The organism is Thiomicrorhabdus sp. zzn3, assembly GCF_029767755.1.
Classification (GTDB): Bacteria; Pseudomonadota; Gammaproteobacteria; order Thiomicrospirales; family Thiomicrospiraceae; genus Thiomicrorhabdus.
Map to the genome: position 1 here is coordinate 12658 of NZ_JARUQS010000001.1, position 17488 is coordinate 30145.

Annotated in this window: 16 protein-coding genes and 1 tRNA gene; 9 read left to right on the plus strand and 8 right to left on the minus strand. The window is 50.4% G+C overall.

Annotated elements, in window-relative coordinates; translation table 11 throughout:
• The first annotated feature begins 123 nt into the window (after positions 1-123).
• Positions 124-2985: a bifunctional diguanylate cyclase/phosphodiesterase gene (locus QCB44_RS00065; RefSeq protein WP_279407154.1), complete on the plus strand. Its 2862-nt coding sequence runs from the start codon at positions 124-126 to the stop codon at positions 2983-2985.
• Positions 2986-3080: 95 nt separating this feature from the next.
• Here the strand turns inward: QCB44_RS00065 and QCB44_RS00070 are convergent, their stop codons facing one another.
• Entirely contained in the window at positions 3081-5681 is a 2601-nt protein-coding gene (locus tag QCB44_RS00070) for a methyl-accepting chemotaxis protein (RefSeq protein WP_279407156.1), read from the minus strand.
• 265 nt (positions 5682-5946) lie between these two features.
• Here QCB44_RS00070 and QCB44_RS00075 point away from each other — a divergent pair, with 265 nt between their 5' ends.
• Entirely contained in the window at positions 5947-7119 is a 1173-nt protein-coding gene (locus QCB44_RS00075) for a DUF3095 family protein (protein WP_279407157.1), read from the plus strand.
• Here QCB44_RS00075 and QCB44_RS00080 read toward each other — a convergent pair.
• From QCB44_RS00080 to QCB44_RS00090, 3 genes are all read right to left on the minus strand, one after another.
• Positions 7116-7877 carry an EAL domain-containing protein gene (locus QCB44_RS00080; RefSeq protein ID WP_279407158.1) on the minus strand — a complete coding sequence of 254 codons (762 nt, stop codon included), beginning with the start codon at positions 7875-7877 and terminating at the stop codon, positions 7116-7118. The two genes, QCB44_RS00075 and QCB44_RS00080, sit on opposite strands and share 4 nt — an antisense overlap.
• 15 nt (positions 7878-7892) lie before the next feature.
• Positions 7893-8489 carry a DUF4136 domain-containing protein gene (locus QCB44_RS00085; RefSeq protein ID WP_279407159.1) on the minus strand — a complete coding sequence of 199 codons (597 nt, stop codon included), beginning with the start codon at positions 8487-8489 and terminating at the stop codon, positions 7893-7895.
• Positions 8490-8758: 269 nt separating this feature from the next.
• A tRNA-Leu gene (locus tag QCB44_RS00090) sits at positions 8759-8845 on the minus strand.
• A gap of 248 nt (positions 8846-9093) precedes the next feature.
• Between QCB44_RS00090 and QCB44_RS00095 the strand changes: the two genes are divergently transcribed.
• Both QCB44_RS00095 and rsmD read left to right on the plus strand, forming a co-directional pair.
• Complete coding sequence (locus QCB44_RS00095; protein ID WP_279407160.1) at positions 9094-9483, plus strand: homoserine dehydrogenase; 390 nt, start codon at positions 9094-9096, stop codon at positions 9481-9483.
• 163 nt (positions 9484-9646) lie between these two features.
• Positions 9647-10282 carry a 16S rRNA (guanine(966)-N(2))-methyltransferase RsmD gene (rsmD, locus tag QCB44_RS00100; RefSeq protein ID WP_347710077.1) on the plus strand — a complete coding sequence of 212 codons (636 nt, stop codon included), beginning with the start codon at positions 9647-9649 and terminating at the stop codon, positions 10280-10282.
• Between the two features lie 38 nt (positions 10283-10320).
• Here the strand turns inward: rsmD and QCB44_RS00105 are convergent, their stop codons facing one another.
• Positions 10321-10557 carry a DUF2789 domain-containing protein gene (locus tag QCB44_RS00105; protein ID WP_279407162.1) on the minus strand — a complete coding sequence of 79 codons (237 nt, stop codon included), beginning with the start codon at positions 10555-10557 and terminating at the stop codon, positions 10321-10323.
• Between the two features lie 171 nt (positions 10558-10728).
• On the opposite strand from QCB44_RS00105, the gene coaD reads away from it, so the two are divergent.
• Positions 10729-11214: a pantetheine-phosphate adenylyltransferase gene (gene coaD / locus QCB44_RS00110; protein ID WP_279407163.1), complete on the plus strand. Its 486-nt coding sequence runs from the start codon at positions 10729-10731 to the stop codon at positions 11212-11214.
• Here coaD and QCB44_RS00115 read toward each other — a convergent pair.
• Entirely contained in the window at positions 11211-11666 is a 456-nt protein-coding gene (locus QCB44_RS00115; protein WP_279407164.1) for a hypothetical protein, read from the minus strand. The two genes, coaD and QCB44_RS00115, sit on opposite strands and share 4 nt — an antisense overlap.
• Before the next feature lie 81 nt (positions 11667-11747).
• Positions 11748-12695 carry an HPP family protein gene (locus QCB44_RS00120; RefSeq protein ID WP_279407165.1) on the minus strand — a complete coding sequence of 316 codons (948 nt, stop codon included), beginning with the start codon at positions 12693-12695 and terminating at the stop codon, positions 11748-11750.
• A gap of 213 nt (positions 12696-12908) precedes the next feature.
• On the opposite strand from QCB44_RS00120, the gene QCB44_RS00125 reads away from it, so the two are divergent.
• The 4 genes from QCB44_RS00125 (at position 12909) to modC (ending at position 16507) form a co-directional block, all read left to right on the plus strand.
• Positions 12909-13718 carry a TOBE domain-containing protein gene (locus QCB44_RS00125; RefSeq protein ID WP_279407166.1) on the plus strand — a complete coding sequence of 270 codons (810 nt, stop codon included), beginning with the start codon at positions 12909-12911 and terminating at the stop codon, positions 13716-13718.
• 101 nt (positions 13719-13819) lie between these two features.
• Positions 13820-14581 carry a molybdate ABC transporter substrate-binding protein gene (modA, locus tag QCB44_RS00130; protein ID WP_279407168.1) on the plus strand — a complete coding sequence of 254 codons (762 nt, stop codon included), beginning with the start codon at positions 13820-13822 and terminating at the stop codon, positions 14579-14581.
• A gap of 128 nt (positions 14582-14709) precedes the next feature.
• Positions 14710-15405 (plus strand): molybdate ABC transporter permease subunit, encoded by a 696-nt coding sequence (modB, locus tag QCB44_RS00135; RefSeq protein WP_279407169.1) that lies wholly within the window; start codon positions 14710-14712, stop codon positions 15403-15405.
• A 4-nt stretch (positions 15406-15409) separates the two neighbouring features.
• Entirely contained in the window at positions 15410-16507 is a 1098-nt protein-coding gene (gene modC, locus QCB44_RS00140; protein ID WP_279407170.1) for a molybdenum ABC transporter ATP-binding protein, read from the plus strand.
• A gap of 12 nt (positions 16508-16519) precedes the next feature.
• Here modC and mutM read toward each other — a convergent pair whose 3' ends face one another.
• Positions 16520-17371: a bifunctional DNA-formamidopyrimidine glycosylase/DNA-(apurinic or apyrimidinic site) lyase gene (gene mutM / locus QCB44_RS00145; protein WP_279407171.1), complete on the minus strand. Its 852-nt coding sequence runs from the start codon at positions 17369-17371 to the stop codon at positions 16520-16522.
• Between the last annotated feature and the right edge of the window lie 117 nt (positions 17372-17488).

The window sequence follows — 17488 nt, forward strand, 5'->3', positions numbered from 1 at the left end:
TTTTTTCATAAAGGCGTTGTGCGTACGCAGGGTTGTCATGAATCTTTAAATAAATAAGTGTTTCCTTGTTTAGGCTGGGTATAATCTTTTATAATCAATGCATAAAAAATGCCCGGGATTTCAATGTCACCCCCTTCCTATCAACCGAACTTTAAACAGCTCGAAGAGCGGCTTGGCGAGAAAAGCTTTTTCTATTCGCATGACCCTCGCGGCGTCTTTACTTACGTGAGTCCCTCCATTGTCAGGGTGCTCGGCTACAGTCGTGAAGACTTTTTGCATCACTATGAAACCTACATGAGCGATCACCCTGAGAATAAAAGGGTGGTGAAATATACTGAAATGTCGCTTTCAGGGCAGCAGCCCCCTTCTTACCCGGTTCAAATATTGCACAAAAACGGTGAGCTTAAATGGCTTCAGGTTGAAGAATTTCCGGTCTTTGACGATAAAGGAAAGGTGGTTTCTGTTGAAGGTATGGCCACAGATATCACCAAATATAAGACGGCGCTTGAAGAACTGGAAAAGCAGACGCAACGATTAGAGCGTGCCCAGCGCATGGCGCATATTGGCAGCTGGGAATCGGATTTTTCAACCGGTAAGCTGTATTGGTCTGCAGAAGCGTTTCGTATTTTTGAATACGACCCGGAAAAACACATTCCTTCCAATGAACTGTTTTTGGCTCGCATCCACCCCGATGATAGAGCGGCCGCCGATAAGGCGTACCAAAACTCACTCGAAGATCAGCGGCCGTACCGGATGGAACACCGCCTGTTAATGGATGACGGGCGCATCAAGTACGTTCTGGAAGAGTGTGAAACGATTTTTGACCCAGATGGTCGTCCTTTGATCTCCAATGGGACGGTTCAGGATATTACCGCTTATCGAATTGCCAAGCAGCAGGTACAGCGTGAGCAGGCGCTGTTGGCTGAAACTGAGAGTATCGCTCATATCGGTTCGTGGGAACTGGATTTGAATACCCAAGATGTATGGTACTCGGCCGGCTGTTTACAGGTTCATGGTTTTGAATCGCATACAGAGGTCAAGCGCGAAGATTTCTTAGCTCAGGTTCCAGAAGGGGAGCGGGAGGCCATCGAATCGGCGATGGAAAGAGCGATTCTCACCGGAAAGGAAACGACAGTCATTCACTCGATCACCTTGGACGATGGCACGCAGCGCTACCTTCGTCACAAGTCATTGGCGCGTTATGACGACCACGGCAGACCGGTTCGTTTAGTGGGCACCTCCCAGGACATCACCGAGCAATACTTGGCTGAAGAGCGTGTCCGTGAACAAAAAATGCTGTTGAAGTCGGTGATGAATGCCTCGCCGGATTTGATCTTTTACAAGGACCCGCATGGAGTTTATAGAGGGTGTAACCAGGCGTTTGAGGCGTTTACCGGCAAAAGGGAAGAAGAAATTCTCGGTAAAACCGATTTTGACCTGTTTGATAAGTCGATCGCGGCCTTTTTCAGGGAGCAAGACTTGGCTATGTTCAAATCAGGCCGTCCCCGTCAGAATGAGGAGTGGGTGACCTACCCGGATGGCAGTCGGGTGCTGCTGGATACCGTTAAAACTCCTTTTTACAGTGAAGAGGGGACCTTATACGGTTTGATGGGGATTAGCCGAGACATTACTTCACGAAAAGAAGCGGAAGCGAAACTCTATCACTTGGCTCACCACGATCAGCTGACAGGGTTAGCGAATCGTCAACTATTCAGTAACTTGTTACTGCAGGCGATTGCGCAAAGTGCACGCGAGTTACAGAAGTTGGCGGTGCTGTTTATCGATCTGGATCACTTTAAACAGATTAATGACTCTTTAGGGCATTTGACCGGAGATAAGATTTTAGAGCAGGTCGGAAACCGCTTGCAGGGTGTTGTGCGTCAATCGGACAGTATGGCCCGTTTGGGGGGCGACGAATTTGCGCTATTGGTGCGTAATCTGAAAGAACCGGAAGATGCGGTTTCAATCGCCGGCAAAGTGTTGGAGGTGTTAGGCCAGCCTTTTGATGAAGGTGGGAATAAACTCTACATTGGAGCGAGTATTGGAATTAGCGTTTATCCCCAGGATGGCGATACTCCGGAAATCCTGTTGCGTAATGCGGATGCCGCTATGTACCATGCCAAAGCCAGCAATCGCAATACCTATGCCTTTTATACGGACCGATTGACGCAGGTTGCCTTTGAACATATTCAGCTCGAATCGGAATTGCGTCGCGCCATTGAGGGTGAAGAGTTTGAAGTCTATTATCAGCCCAAACTGGAATGTCAGAGTGGCCGTATTGTCGGCGCCGAAGCCCTGATTCGTTGGAATCATCCGGAAAAAGGTCTGCTCTTGCCGGGTTCGTTTATCCAAGAGGCGGAAAGAAGTGACCTGATTATTCAGATGGGAGAGTGGGTGCTGGAGCAGGCCTGTGCACAAAACACCCGTTGGCAGCAGTTGGGTCTGAATCCCGGCAAAGTGTCAGTCAATCTGTCTGGAAAACAGATTGCGCAAAGTGATCTGGCGAAAAAAGTCATTCAGGTTCTTGATAAGACGGAGTGTCAGCCAGAGTGGCTCGAGCTGGAAATCATTGAGCGTTTTGTCATGTCGTCACCAGAGCAGACGCTCAAAGTGCTGGAGGAACTCCATAAGCTCGGCGTGCATTTTGCGCTGGATGATTTTGGGATTGAGTACTCGTCGTTGACCTACCTGAAGCAGCTGCCGTTAAACACGCTTAAGATCGATTATTCGTTTGTGCGGGATATTCCAGAAGATGCAAATGATATGGCCATTGTTGAGGCCATTCTTTCTCTGGCACAAACCTTTGGGTTTCATACGGTGGCCGAAGGGGTGGAAAGAGCCGAGCAGCTTGAGGTATTGCATAAAGCCGGTGCGCAATATGTGCAGGGCTTTTTGTTCAGTAGACCCTTGCCGGCAGCTGAATATGAAGTGTTGTTGAGCAAGCAGCAAGCCGGAGAGCTTTTGCAATATAAAACCGTCGAATAGGCCTGTTGAGTTTAGTTTTGAGAGCATTGGCGGACAGAAATCTATCATAAAAAAGCCCGGTCAGAACCGGGCTTTTTATTTGTGTGAGTTTCTATTTAAAACTCTTCCCACTCATCGGGATTGTTGGCCACAGGCTTTGGCGGCGGAGGCGTTTGCTCTACGGGCTTTTTCTCTGGCGGTGACGGTGTCGTAGCCTTTGTCTCGGCCGTTTTGCTGGTCACCGCGGCCTGAACCGGTTTTGCCGGTGCTGGAATGTGTCTTGTGGGTTCTGCGGTCAGACCGCCGGGGATTTTAAACTGACTGACAATTTCCATCAGTGACGAGGCTTGCTCCTCCAGGCTGGTTGAGGCCGCCGCGGTTTCTTCAACCAAGGCGGCATTCTGCTGGGTGGCGGAGTCGATATTGCCGATGGCCTGGTTCACTTGGGAGATGCCTTGAGACTGTTCATCCGCGGCTACCGAGATTTCGGAGACAATATCGGAAACCTGCAGAATGGCTTGATTGATCTCTTTCAGTGACTCCCCGGATTGGGCAACCAGTTCCGATCCCCCCTTAATCTGTTCCGAGGTGTTTTCAATTAAGTTTTTAATGTCTTTGGCCGATTCGGCCGACTTTTGTGCCAAGGTACGAACCTCACCGGCCACCACGGCAAAACCGCGACCGTGCTCACCGGCACGCGCCGCTTCTACCGCCGCGTTCAAGGCCAGAAGGTTGGTCTGGAAGGCAATGCCATCGATGATGGTGACGATGTCAGAAATCTTGGCAGATGCTTCGCTGATATTTTCCATCGAGGTAATGGTTTGATCCATGACTTTAGAGCCTTGTTCCGCCGCCGTTCGCGCATTGGTCGAAAGCTGGTTGGCATGTTGAGCATTGTCGGTGGTTTGGCGAATTGCGGAGGCCATCTCTTCCATCGATGCCGCCGTCTCCTCCAGGGAAGCCGCCTGGTTTTGGGTACGCTCCGACAAATCGTTGGTACCTTGTTCGATCTGTTGCGAGCCTTCTTGAACGCTGCGCGCCGCTTCCATAACACGCGCAACCGCTTGGGCGGTTTTTTCCATACCGCTGTTCAGAGAGTCGGCCAGCTGTTTCAGTTGCCCTTGGTATTGACCATTCACACGTCCGGTCAGGTCACCTTCACCTTGAGCCGCCATAATGGCGGATACTTCATTGATCGCCGCTTCAAGCTTGTCTAGGGATTGGTTAACGTTGTTTTTCAGCTCGTTCAGATCGCCCGGCATTTGCGCATTGACACGGTGATTGAACTCACCGCTAGACATACCGTCCATGACGCTTTGAATCTCTTGAATCGCAGCGTTTAAGCTGTGCATGGTGCTGGCAGACTGTTCTAGTAGGCGGCGATAGGTTCCTTGTACATCGTCATTAATCTGTACCTGATGGCTGAAATCGGCTTCGCTCAGCGAGGTCAGCGCGGCCTGCAACGCATTCATGGCTTCATTAACTTGGCTTTGCGACTGGTTGATGCCATCTTTCAGCCTCAGCAGGTCACCATTGTACTCGCCTTGCATCGGCTGGCTGCAATCGCCCTGCGCCATGCGCGCCATGGTGGCGTTGGCCTCTTGAATCGCCTGTTGCAGACTTTCCAGTAACCCATTTAGGGCCTGTCCGGCCATTGCGACTTCACTGCGGCCTTCGGCATCCACGCGCTGGCCAAAGTCCCCGCTCTGTTCTACTTTCGCCATGATTTGCGCCATCTGGTTGACCGGGCGGGCTATGACGCGCGTAATCACCAAGGCAATGATCACACCGAAAATGACGGCAATGGTTGAAATGGCGATAATCACATTGATTGCCGATTCATTATTCGCCTGAATTTGTGGCCCCAGTGTATCCTGGTCTTTCTTCACCGAAAGCTTGATCTCTTCCGACAGGTTAGCCACCTTTTCACCCAGCGGAATAAAGCCTTCTTTGAATTTGACATTACGCGTTTCAATGGTTTGCACCATTTGATCAAAGGCATTGATATAGCCTTGAAGCAAAGCGCTGGCTTGGGTTGTCAACCGAGACGCTTCATCGCCCAAAGCGCTGGATTGCATCAGTTCAAGCTGCTGAGAGGTAATGTTGAATTCCTGTTTGGCGCGCTTGGCGTCATCGGCACTGTTGGTGTCCATAAATTTTAGAGCGTAAATGCGCCCAAGCAGGAGGTGTTCTTGAGTGTTTGCCGCCAAAGTGCTGAGATTTAGATTGGCTGAATTTTCTGCAATCTCAATCAGGCGACTGACCTGACTGCGCATTTTCGGCCCGTTAACGTTCATGGTATTGTGCAGCAGATCGTCGCGTTTCGCCATCAACTCAAAGCTGTCGGACGCCAGGGTTTTGTATTCCGCGAGACTGGCCAGGATTTGATCGGACATCGCCTTTCTTTCTGGGTTTTGCAGGTTTTGGTTCTGTTCTAGCGCAATCTCTTCAATTGTGGCCAGACGTTTTTCATATTCATCACGGTATTTTTTATCGCGGGTCTGCACGTATTTATTGGCCGCATCGTTAGCGATGAGGATATTGGCTTGAACTCGACCGGCATTAAGGCTGTCAAGGGCGAAGCCACGGTAGTGGGAAAAATCATCTGCGGCTTTTTGGAAGGTCATAAAACTGTTAATGGCGAACAGTACCAGAAGTAATACGACCAGTCCGAAGCCCAGTCCGAGCTGCTGGCCAATTTTCAGATTTTTAAGCATTTGACTACCTCTTTGTAAGTAAAAATACCGCTTTTTTAATGACTTAGCGTGCTTTTAGTATATATGCCCAATACGTTACCATAATTGGGCAATATATCCATTTTTGTGTGGTTATTTTGGATTATTTATATTTATGTTTTGCATAAACAAAGAGGAATCTTGAAGTAAAAAACTCAGCAGGCCTGTGGTTTTGATGTCAGCATTTTGCTGTTAGCATGAGGGCAAAGAGTTCTAGAGAGAGTAATGGGCTTTGCAAAATGATTTTATGAGTTTTGAAGATTCTCTTCCTGTGTATCATCAATTGGAACAAACGTTGCAAGCGGAGGCTTACCAACAATTGCCGTCCGATTGGATCGTCGTCATTGCCGATGTCAGAAACTCCACTAACGCGATTGAACAGGGGCGCTATCGAGAGGTGAATGCGCTGGGAGGCAGTACGATTGCCGCGGTGTTGAATGCGGTAAAGCCCATGGCGGTTCCGTATGTCTTTGGCGGAGATGGCGCCGCATTTTGCATTCCACCTCTGATCTTACCCCAAGTTCAAAAAGCGCTGCGTGGATGTCGGCAATTTGCTAAAGAAACGCTTGCTTTGGATCTCAGGATCGGATTGATTCCTTGCACGGAATTACAGCGACCGGTTGCGGTGTGTAAATTTCAAACCGCGGAGACGCTGGTTCAGTATTTCTTTGCCGGTGGCGGTATGCAGGAAGCGGACGACAAGCTTAAACAGAACGCTCGCTATTATTTGGATGGCAATGGGGAAAGCGAAGCAGATTTCAGTGGCTTTGAATGCCGGTGGAATGAAATCCCAAGCCCTAGACAGGTGACATGCAGTTTGTTGGTCATGGCAAGGTCAGAAGTTGAAACGGAGCGCTTTGAGCTTTACCGCGACCTTATTGAACAGATGGCAAAACGTTTCGGGGATAATCGCCGGGCGCATCCGTTGCATCTCTCCGGACTTTCACTGTCGCTGTCTCCCACCAAGTTGAAAGTGGAACGCATGAGTAAGGTGTGGCGACGAGGGATCTGGCGTCGAGGGAAAGCCTTTTTGTCACTTTGGCTGGAGAATGTGCTCGGTAATTACTTTATGCGCCATGGCATAACGGTCAAAGACGTGCCGTGGGGGCGTTATCGGGAAGATTTAATCGCTAATTCCGATCGCTTAAAGTTGGATGATGCCTATCGAACAGTATTGGCGGCAGATCGGATTCCGTTGCAGGAACTATTGCAATGGCTGGATCAGCAGTATCGTCTGGGGCGGCTCTATTACGGTTGTCATCAAACGCATTCGGCCATTGTCACCTGTTTGATTAATCAAAGAGGGCTTGAGCATATTCACTTCGTGGACAGTGCGGAGGGCGGATATGCCATGGCCGCTAAGCAGCTTAAACAGCAGATGCGCGAGGCGCGCACCGATAGCAGTCAGGAGCGGGGTTAACCGTGGTTTAATGCAGAAAAGTCTACTTTGGGCAAGGATTCAAATCCTGGTTTGGCAAAAAAGTACCCCTGCAATAGTTCCACTCCCAAGTGCTGAAAATAGGCAACCTCTTCCATGCGCTCCAAACCTTCTGCCAATACTTGAATATTCAATTCCTGGCAGGTTTTAACCAGGTTGCGAACGATCACCTGTTTGATACGATCGCGATCAATATTCTGTACCAGTTCCATATCGATTTTAAGAATGTCGGGAATAAAGCTGGCAAGCATGTTGAGTCCGGCATGTCCGGCGCCAAAATCGTCCAATGCAGTCATAAACCCTTGGCTTCGATAATAAGAAAAAATCTCCGTGAGATGCTTTCGATCGACGACATGTTCCGATTCGGTAATTTCAAAAAGGATTTTGCTGATCGGGAAATTGTATTCACGTGCCGCTTTTAAGGTGCTTTGAATACAGTGTTCAGGCTCGTACACGGCATTGGGTAAAAAATTAATACTCAGTTTTTGCTGTAAGTTAAGCCGGCTGGCGAGTCGGATCGCTTTGACCCGGCAGGCCTGGTCAAATGCATAGCGGTTGCGATCGTTGACCTGGCTCAAAACGCTGGCGGCGCTTTCGCCATTGGGGCCGCGCACTAAGGCTTCATATCCCCAAATCGATCGGTTGCTGATATTGATAATGGGTTGAAAAGCAAATGTGAATTCAAAATCCAGAGGTGCTTCACAGTGTTTGCAGCCGATAGGAATGGTTGGATAGTCCAATGTCTCGTCTCCGTATTATTGAGTCTGCTGAATGGCTTGCGTTGACTTCGGCGGGTATTGCGCCAGCATCTTCTGAACCACGGCATTAACCCATTCCGTGGTTTTGGCAGGTGATTCCAGTTCCCTCAGATAGGATGGGCTTTTGCCTCGCCAAATTAGCCGGCCTTCTTGATTGAGAATGTCGATGACAAAAGTGCCTTCTTCCACTTCGTAATATTCAGGAGGTGTGTGAAACATCAGGCCACTGTGACGGCCCCAAAACCCCAACCCATAATAAGGGCCTGGTTCCGCACGCATGACTTTTTTCACCACCATATGATAGCTAATAAAACCGTCCGCTTTGTCTGCAACTAAGCGCAGACCTCTCGCTGGCAGGGCCGATTCAATGGCCTGTTCAATGCGTTGGGCCATCAAAGGGTTGCGACTGGCGTAAACCGATGCCTTAGGTTCAGCTTGGCGTTCCGCAGGGAGCCATTGCAAGGTATGCAGGGTGTCAAAACGGGCGTGAACATCGTAATCTTGGTTGACCGTAATCGAACTGCACCCTCCAAGCGCGAAAAAGGTCAGAAAAATCAATAGAGATGAGGCGAAGCGTAGGTGTTGTGTTTGCATAATTATCCTCCCTTGAGGTCAGCTCGGTGATGAAGGGCGGATCCGCTTGGTGAAAACAGATGTTGGCGCCATAGTCATCTTGCCCACATAAGTTCTATTCTAAAATTTTCAACAGGCCTGTTCAAATTTAGCTTCAAGAGCGTCACGGCATCAAGGGGGATTGGATTCTGGTGGAGCGATAAGATCGGAAGGGTTGCCGTGTGTATTGGACGGCGATAAAAGAACAGTGAGAAAAGTGAGACTGAAATAAATAAAAAAAGGTGCTGAATTGGTGCGGATGGTGAGACTCGAACTCACACAGGTGTTACCCCACAGAGACCTGAACCCTGCGCGTCTACCAATTCCGCCACATCCGCCAAATCAGGAGGTCGAATTATAACTTAACCTTATGCAAAGTCAATTTTTATGGGTTTTGGCAGGGGATAAATCAAATGATAAAAAGAATTCGTGAACCCATAAAAATAACCATTTCATTTACATGGGTTTGGGGGTGGAGGGTTGGCTAGTGGTTTTCTATACTGTTGGTGAATAAGTACGTATATTCATCATGACGGGTGCCGTGCGTTTAAGGACAGGTCCCCCTACGCTTCAAAGGAGAAGTATTGTGAGAAAAATCACCATTTTGATGATCGGTTTAGGCCGTATTGGCGGCAAGTTTTACCAACAGTTCAAAGAGATGAACCCTGAGCAGGTACAGGTCATTGCGATCAGCGAACCTAACATGGATAACCCTTTAGTCGCCGATGCAGAGCAGCGCGGCATTACCAACTTTCCAGCCTTTGAGGATGCGATTGATCAGTTTGGTGAGCAGATCGATATCATTATGGATACCTCAAATCGTCCCGAAATCAAGCAAGCCATTCGTGAAAAACTTCAGCAAACCAACAATCAGCACAGTGTGGTGGTGCCGATGGTCGTGGATTATTTGATGTGGTATCTGTTGCCGGGCTCGGAAGCCATTCCGCAATCGCATCATACCGATATCGGCTATTGATTGGTTTGTTTAATTTGATGCTCCTTGAAACGCCCTGCTTAGGGCGTTTTTTTTATTACCTTAATTCGGTTCCGTTTGTTCGTTAGCTTTTCATCTGGCGGTTCGGCGTCTAAAATACTCCCATCTTGAGGTAAGGCGATTCTATAAAGGTTAGAAACAAGCGATGGCCCGACAGACAAACAAGCGTGGCGGTTCCGGCCGTGGCCGCAGTTTAGCAAAACGCGCCGGCCAGGCACAAATGGGGGAGGTTCGCATTATCGGCGGCGATTGGCGCGGGCGCAAACTGCCTGTTTTGAATGCCGAAGGCTTGCGCCCCACTTCTGACCGTGTGCGTGAAACGGTATTTAACTGGCTGCAGTTTGAAATCCCCGGTGGTGTCTTTCTGGATGCGTTTGCCGGTTCCGGCGCTTTAGGCATGGAAGCCTTGTCCAGAGGCGCTGCCGGGGTGACGTTCCTGGAGCTGGCAGCAGAGAATCAGCGGCAGTTACAAGCGAATTTAACCCAGTTGCAGACGCAGAAAGCCGACGTCATTCACGCCGATACCCTAAACTGGCTGGATCAACCGGCAACGCGCACGTTTGATGGCGTGTTTTTGGATCCGCCGTTTCACCAAGATCTGATGCAGAAAACCGTGGATCTGCTGTTGGCGAACGGTTGGTTGAAAAATGAACAGGCCTGGTTATATATCGAGCAGGAAAAAACGTTGGATTGGCCAGTGCTTCCGCAAGGATGGCAGTGCACTCGCGACAAAACAACCGCTCAGGTGCGTTACGGCTTGTTTCGTTTTGAAGGGGAGTAGTCGCCCCGGTTCGTTGGAATCGAGTCTGATAAGGAAATTTATCCGTGGCGTAGCATGGCGTCCAAATGATCCACCACTTCGGCCCAGTCGGCATCGTCCATAATGGCTTGGGCTAGAAAGTCGGCTTGAGCATCCGTCCAGAAATCGGCTTGGGTTAACGGGATGTCGATGGCCAAGGGTTTGTGGCGGGCGATAAAGTGTTCAATCTCTTGGTTGGAACTGGGCAGACCGAGCTGGTCAAATAAGGCGTTTAGGCTATGATCCGGTGCTTCCATAACAATTCTCCTGGTTAAGATCAAAGGCACGTCTTGAGCATGACGCGTTAACAGCCTATTTGCTTTTCATCTTACGCCTTTTTTTCAACATCGCAATCCCCGTTTATTCCGGTTATGATAGTGGCGTGCGCGTCAGCGTGCCCCTTTTTAAACCGTTAAATTAGAGCCGATATGAGTATTACTGCCGTTTATCCCGGTACCTTTGATCCGATTACCGCCGGACATTTTGATTTGATTGAAAGAGCTGCCCGTTTTTATGATCGTTTGATTATTGCGGTGGCGGACAATCGTAATAAACAGTCACTGTTTTCTTTGGATGAGCGGGTGGCCTTGGCGAAAGCGGTAACCGCCGATTTGCCGAATGTGGAGGTCATGGGGTTCCGCGGTCTGCTGGTGGATTTTGTACAGCAGATAGGCGGCAACGTATTGCTGCGTGGTTTGCGCGCTGTCTCCGACTTTGAATATGAATTTCAATTGGCCTCGATGAACCGTAAATTGGCGCCGGAAGTCGAGACGATGTTTATGACCCCCGCCGAGCAGTTCGCATTTATCTCTTCCTCGCTGGTACGTGAAATTTCCGCGTTGGGTGGGGATGTCAGTGAATTTGTGCATCCTCAGGTGGCCCAAGCGTTGGCAGACAAGCGCAACCGCGGTTAACGGTTAATGGTTTCCAGGTAATAAGGAATTTGTATTTGCGTGCCATCCGGCTGGTGAATCATTAAGGTAATCTGCCACTGCATTTTCTGAGAAGTGCAGAAGGCGAGCATGGAGGTGCCGACATAATAATTGGGTTTGGTCGACATCAAGGTCACGCGATTATAGCCCATATACATATTCAATCCGCTGATATCGAGTTCGACCTTTTGCGCGTTCAGATTGTTTAAAGCGACTTCAATTCCAAGCGGCTTGGCGATAGGGATTGGATGAGGACTGATCTTGAGCGTAGCCGACGCGTCCCCCTGTTGTGCTGTACAGGCTTGTTGATGCAGACTGCACTCTTTGACCAACGGCCATTGGGTGGTGTTTTCCGAAGCCGTTTTATCGCATCCTGTCAGCGTTGCCACACTCAACAGGCCTGCCCAAATTGTCAAAAAAGTACGTCTATTCATACTGCAATCATACTGTCTTTTATGAAGCTTTGCACGGGCTTGAAAGTCGGCATCCCGATTTGTGCCCGGCGCTTGCAATAGTCAGTCCTTGTCCGAGTGCTTTCTCACCCAGGTTCCTTGCTTTAAAACCATCTCATAACGGGCCCATTCGGCAAACTCGCTGCGCGTTACGCAATCGCTCTTTTTGGGCGCACGTCCGGCAATTTGCTTGAAAATTACATAATCTTTGTCGGGGTTGGGGTCATGGCACTCGTCGATGATCTGGCGCATGCTCCAGTTTGGGCCGATTTCGCCATTGCTATAGACCTTGCCCAGCTGAATCTGCTCGGGCTGCAAATGGCTGGGGGTTCTGTGGAGGTTGGCCAATTCAAAGATACGCCGAAGATCGTGTTCATGAATGTCCACAAATGAATCAATTTCTTTGAGTGCGCTGAGAAAATCGGCGTGGGAAAAAGGTGCATCTACTTTGGCGGTCGCTCTTGCAGGAGCGCGCATAAAGGCTGGATAGCGGCGCCATTCAAACAGTGCGTTGAAGAGAATGGCCACGCCCAGAATGACGATGATATTCAGCAGTACCGGGGTTAACAGAAACTGATACCCAAGACCATGCACCTGCTCGCCACCGATGACTGCAGTCAGGGCGGTGGCGCCGCCGGGAGGGTGCAGGCAATGGAAGTAATACATGATTCCGATGCTTAAGCCGACGGCGCTGCTGGCCGCTAGCAGTGGATCATCGATGAGCATGACGCAGCTGATACCGATGAAGGCCGAAAATAGGTGTCCGCCGATGAGTGGCCAGGGTTGAGACAGCGGGCCATGCGGTACAGCGAACAACAGCACCGCCGAAGCTCCCATGGAGGCGACAATTTCCCAGTGCCCGGGGATAAACAGATGGCTGAGGATGATCACAATTAGAATGGCGATGAAGCCGCCGAGTGCCGAGACCAGTTTTTCGGTGTGGCTGACCGGTGAAGGTATGAGCAGCTTGCCGAGCAGGTTTTTGTAAAGGTTGGATGTCCGCTTCATCATGTTAGACCTTCTATCTGGCGTTTGTTCAACGACGTTGTTGAGGTTGCGAACTTATCATTTCTGTCTCCAAGGTGCAATTTTTCGGTTGGTGCCCTGGGGCGCGCGGCTCGACATCTGCAGGGCAAAGGCGGGAGTGGATGTGAATTGACATAAGGCAAAATACGACTATAATCCTTTCGCTATGTACTTTTGGTAATATTGGTGGAAAATCCTTTGACACACTCTCAGCCGGAACAGTTGGTGCAATCGTTTTTAATGGGCAGCAAACAGACGCGCTCCGGACAGCGCCGATTGCTGTTGCTCAGCAAAATCGGTTCACTGGGGTCGCTTTCGGCGGCCGCCAAGGCGTGCGGTATGAGTTATAAGGGGGCCTGGCAGGCGGTTGAAGCGATGAATCTGGCCGCGGGGGAGGAGTTGGTGCATGCCCAAAAAGGAGGTTCTGGCGGCGGCGGTATGGCGTTGACGCCGGCAGGAGAGTCTTTGGTCAGCGCTTACCGTTTGTTTCATGAACAGATGCAGCATTGGATGCGCGAGCTGGAAGCGGCGTCACCGGGCATGCTCGATCAATTGGACGTAATGAGGAAGATTGCAATGCGAACCAGTGCACGAAATTTGTTTCATGGCAGTGTCACCAAGATCACGCCGGGAGTCGTCAATAGCGAAGTGGTGCTGTCGATTGGCGCTGACCATGAAGTCGTCGCGCAAATCACTCCGGAAAGTGTCGAGCGTTTGGGCCTGGAAGTGGGGTCCGATGCTTATGCGTTGGTGAAGGCGAGTTGGGTGATTTTGACCGAGGACATTAACGGCGCTTTCAAGACCAGTGCGCGCAACCAGTTTTGCGGCGAGATCTGTGCCATCGAACACGGTGCGGTGAACAGTGACGTCACCATCGAGGTCGGTAACGGCCAGAAGATTTCGGCGATTGTCACCAATCAAAGTCTACAGGGATTGGAGCTTGAAGAGGGAGGCCGTTGTTGCGCCCTGTTTAAAGCCAGTCATGTGTTATTAGCGGTGGCGGACTGAATGTAAAAAAATTGGGGTAAAAAAAAATTTGCCACCCGATATGTAGTAAAGGTTATATGCATTTTTTAAATTTGTGTTATTCCATTTTGGAGGAGAAAGAGATGAAAAAGACCCTGGGTTTTGCGGTGCTGGTCGGCGCCCTTTTAAGTTCGTCATGGGCCTGTGCGGAAACCGCAAAAATTGCGGTGGCGGCCAACTTTACCAAAACCATTGAAGCCGTTGGCCAGGCCTTTGAAAAAGAGACCGGGCATCAGGTGAAGTTCTCGTTTGGCCCGACCGGTAAACTGTACGCGCAAATCAAGAACGGTGCGCCGTTCGATGCGTTTTTCGGTGCCGACGAACGCCGCCCTAAAAAAACGATTGAAGACGGGATCGGTGTGGCGGACAGCTATTTTGTTTATGCGCAAGGCCAGATCGTGCTTTACAGTGCGAACCTGCCGGTTGCAGAACAACCGATTGAGGTCTTGAAAGCGGCGCAATTTAACCATTTGGCGGTGGCCAATCCGAAAACCGCGCCTTACGGCGAGCGTGCGGTGGCCTATTTGAAAAGCAAAGGTCTGTATGACGGGTTGAAATCCAAATTGGTGAATGGGGAAAGTATCGCCCACGCCTTCCAGTATGTGGCCACGAAAAATGCCGAAATCGGTTTTGTCGCCATGTCCCAAGTAGTCGATCCTCAGAGCCCGGTGTATCAGAAAGGCCAATACTGGGTGGTGCCTCAGGCGGATTATCAGCCGATCAATCAGGGGGCGATTGTCACCCGGCGCGGTGAACAGAATGAAGCGGTCAAAGCCTTTATGAAATTTATTAAATCGCCGCAAGCGATTAAAATTATCAAACAATTCGGGTATAACGTGAGTTAATCCGGGCTGGATAAGCCTAGGTGACGTTTAATCCGCTAAGCTAATAAAACCGACCAGGCCTGGCCGGTTTTTTATGTGGTTGCTTTAGACTTTGACAGGCCTGCTAAGTACGCTTTTAAGGAAAATCGATGTTAGAAATTTTTGGAACGCAGATCAGTTTGGCGCCGATCTGGCTGACGCTGGAAGTGGCGGCGATGACCACGCTGGTTTTGTTGCTGCTCGGTACGCCCTTGGCCTGGTGGATGGCGCAGATGCGATCTTCCAATAAAGTACTGTTGGAAGCACTGGTAGCCTTGCCTTTGGTGTTGCCGCCAACCGTGCTCGGTTTTTACCTGCTGATTGTGTTTAATCCCACCGGGCCGGTGACCGAGTTTTTGCGTTTTTTCGGTTTTGAAGGGCAACTCACCTTCAGTAAAACCGGGTTGGTGATCGGTTCGGTTTTCTATTCGCTGCCGTTTGCGGTGCAGCCGCTGATGCATGCGTTTGAAGCGATTTCGCATCGTTTATTGGATGCGGCCGCCACCATGCGTGCCAGTTTTCTGGATCGCTTTTTCACCATTGTCGTGCCGCTTTCGCAACGCGGCTTTCTGGTGGCCGCCACTTTGGCGTTTGCGCATACCGTCGGGGAGTTCGGCGTAGTGTTGATGGTCGGCGGAAATATTCCCGGCGAAACGCGCATGGTGTCGATTGATATTTTCGATCATGTGGAGAGTCTGGAGTACGACCAGGCGCACATTCTGTCGGCGATGATGCTGATTTTCTCGCTGGCGGTGTTAATGACGGTGTACGGCTTGAACCGCCGTTTTGGCGTAAAGGTGGGGTAATCGGATGAAATTAGGGTCACAATATTCTCATCCCGTGACCATGCAGGGGAATTTGCAGTTGAAACTGGGACCGTTTGAACTCGACAGCGGTGAGTTTACTCTTCCTTTGCAAGGCATTACCGTGCTGTTCGGGCGTTCCGGCAGCGGGAAAAGTACCTTGCTGCGTGCCATCAGCGGTTTGGATAAACGTACCCACGGCCAGCTGCGGGTTGGCGAGCAAATCTGGCAGGACGGACGCCGCGCCCTGCCGACGGAAAGGCGGCATATCGGTTTTGTGTTTCAGGACGCCGCGCTCTTCCCGCACATGAACGTACGCCAGAACTTGAACTATGCCGTTAAACGGTTGCCTAAAGGCGTCGAACCGGCAGACTTTGACGAGATTGTGGAGCGCGTTGGCATTGCCGATAAGCTGGATCGCCGGGTGACGTTTCTCTCCGGTGGCGAACGTCAGCGGGTGGCGATTGCGCGTGCCTTATTGGGACGCCCGGAACTGTTGTGTATGGACGAACCGCTTTCCGCGCTGGACTGGCGTGCCAAAGCCGAGTTGTTGACCTTGATCGAAGAGGTGGTGGAAGCCTACCGGATTCCGGTTTTGTATATTACCCATGCACCGGCCGAGGTGGAGCGTTTGGCCGACCGTATCGTTTTTATGCAGGAGGGAAGGATTGAGTCGATCGAAACGCTTCAGCAAGCTTTGTCTAGAGTCGACTCACCGCTGTTTGACGAGCAGGGGGCGGTGGCCGTTCTCGAAGGCGAGGTGCAGCCGATCGAGTCCGGCTTGCGTCCGGTGAAATTGGGTGAAGATACCCTGTGGCTGTCGGACAGTCACGAGATTCATAAGTCAAAAGTACGAGTTCGGGTGGTCGCGAGGGATGTCAGTTTGGCGCTTTCCGATCCGCAGTCACTGAGTATCATCAATCACCTGCCGGGTAAAATTGTGGAACTGGTTCCCGAGAGTGAGCACCGTATGCTGGTGCGTGTGGCGTTACGCGACGGCCAAAGGCTGTTTGCCGAAGTGACGACTCAATCCGCGCAACGCTTAAACCTGCAAGTTGGTTTGAAGCTGTTTGTATTGATTAAATCGGTGGCGTTGGCGGAGTGAGGATGCGATTTTTTATGACTGTTTTCTTCTCGGTTTTTTGACGTATTGGCATTCGGGGCAGAAATAGCTCGCGCGCTGATTTAGAATGATGCGCTCAATGAGGGTGCCGCAAACTGGGCAGGCCTGGTGATCACGCCCGTACACATTCAGTTTTTGCTCAAAATAGCCGGGTTTGCCGTCCGGGCTGAGAAAATCTTTTAGGGTGGTGCCGCCTTGTTCAATGGCGTCCGCCAGAACGTTTTTAATATTGGCTGCGAGCGTGTCGCACTGTTTTCGGGTTAAGCTGCTGGCCGGTGTCTGCGGATGAATTTGCGACAGAAACAGCGATTCATTTGCATAGATATTGCCGGCGCCAACCACGATCTGACTGTTCATAACCAAGCTTTTAATCGCCACTTTTCGGTTGCGCGATGCCTTGTAAAGATACTCGCCATTAAAGTCGTCCGATAGCGGTTCTGGCCCTAATTTGGCAAGCAGGGGGTGGGCAAGCGCCTGTGCGTTTTCGTGTGCTTGCCATAAAAAGGCGCCAAAACGTCGAGGATCGTTTAGACGCAGAAGAAAGCCGTTTTCAAATTCCATGTCGATGTGATCATGCTTTTGGGGCAGCGTACCGATTGGCAATACCCGTAGGTTTCCGGACATACCTAAGTGGATCAGAATGGTGCCTTGGGGGGTCTCCAGTAGCAGGTATTTACCGCGTCGTCCGACATTCAAAATGGGCAGGCCTGGCAGGGTCTTGGTCAAAGACAGGTCGACCGGCCAGCGTAGATTTGGATTGCGCACGATGAGTTTAACAATCTTTTGGCCTTCAATATTCGGTTGAATTCCTTTGCGGGTGGTTTCGACTTCGGGTAGTTCGGGCATGGGTTCGTGATCTCATCAGACAAAATTGGCGTTGCTTATTGTAATCAAACCCTCAGCGTGATGAGCGTAAAATTGGTTAAGACGATAGTTAAAATTTTTTGTACAACCCTGTGGATA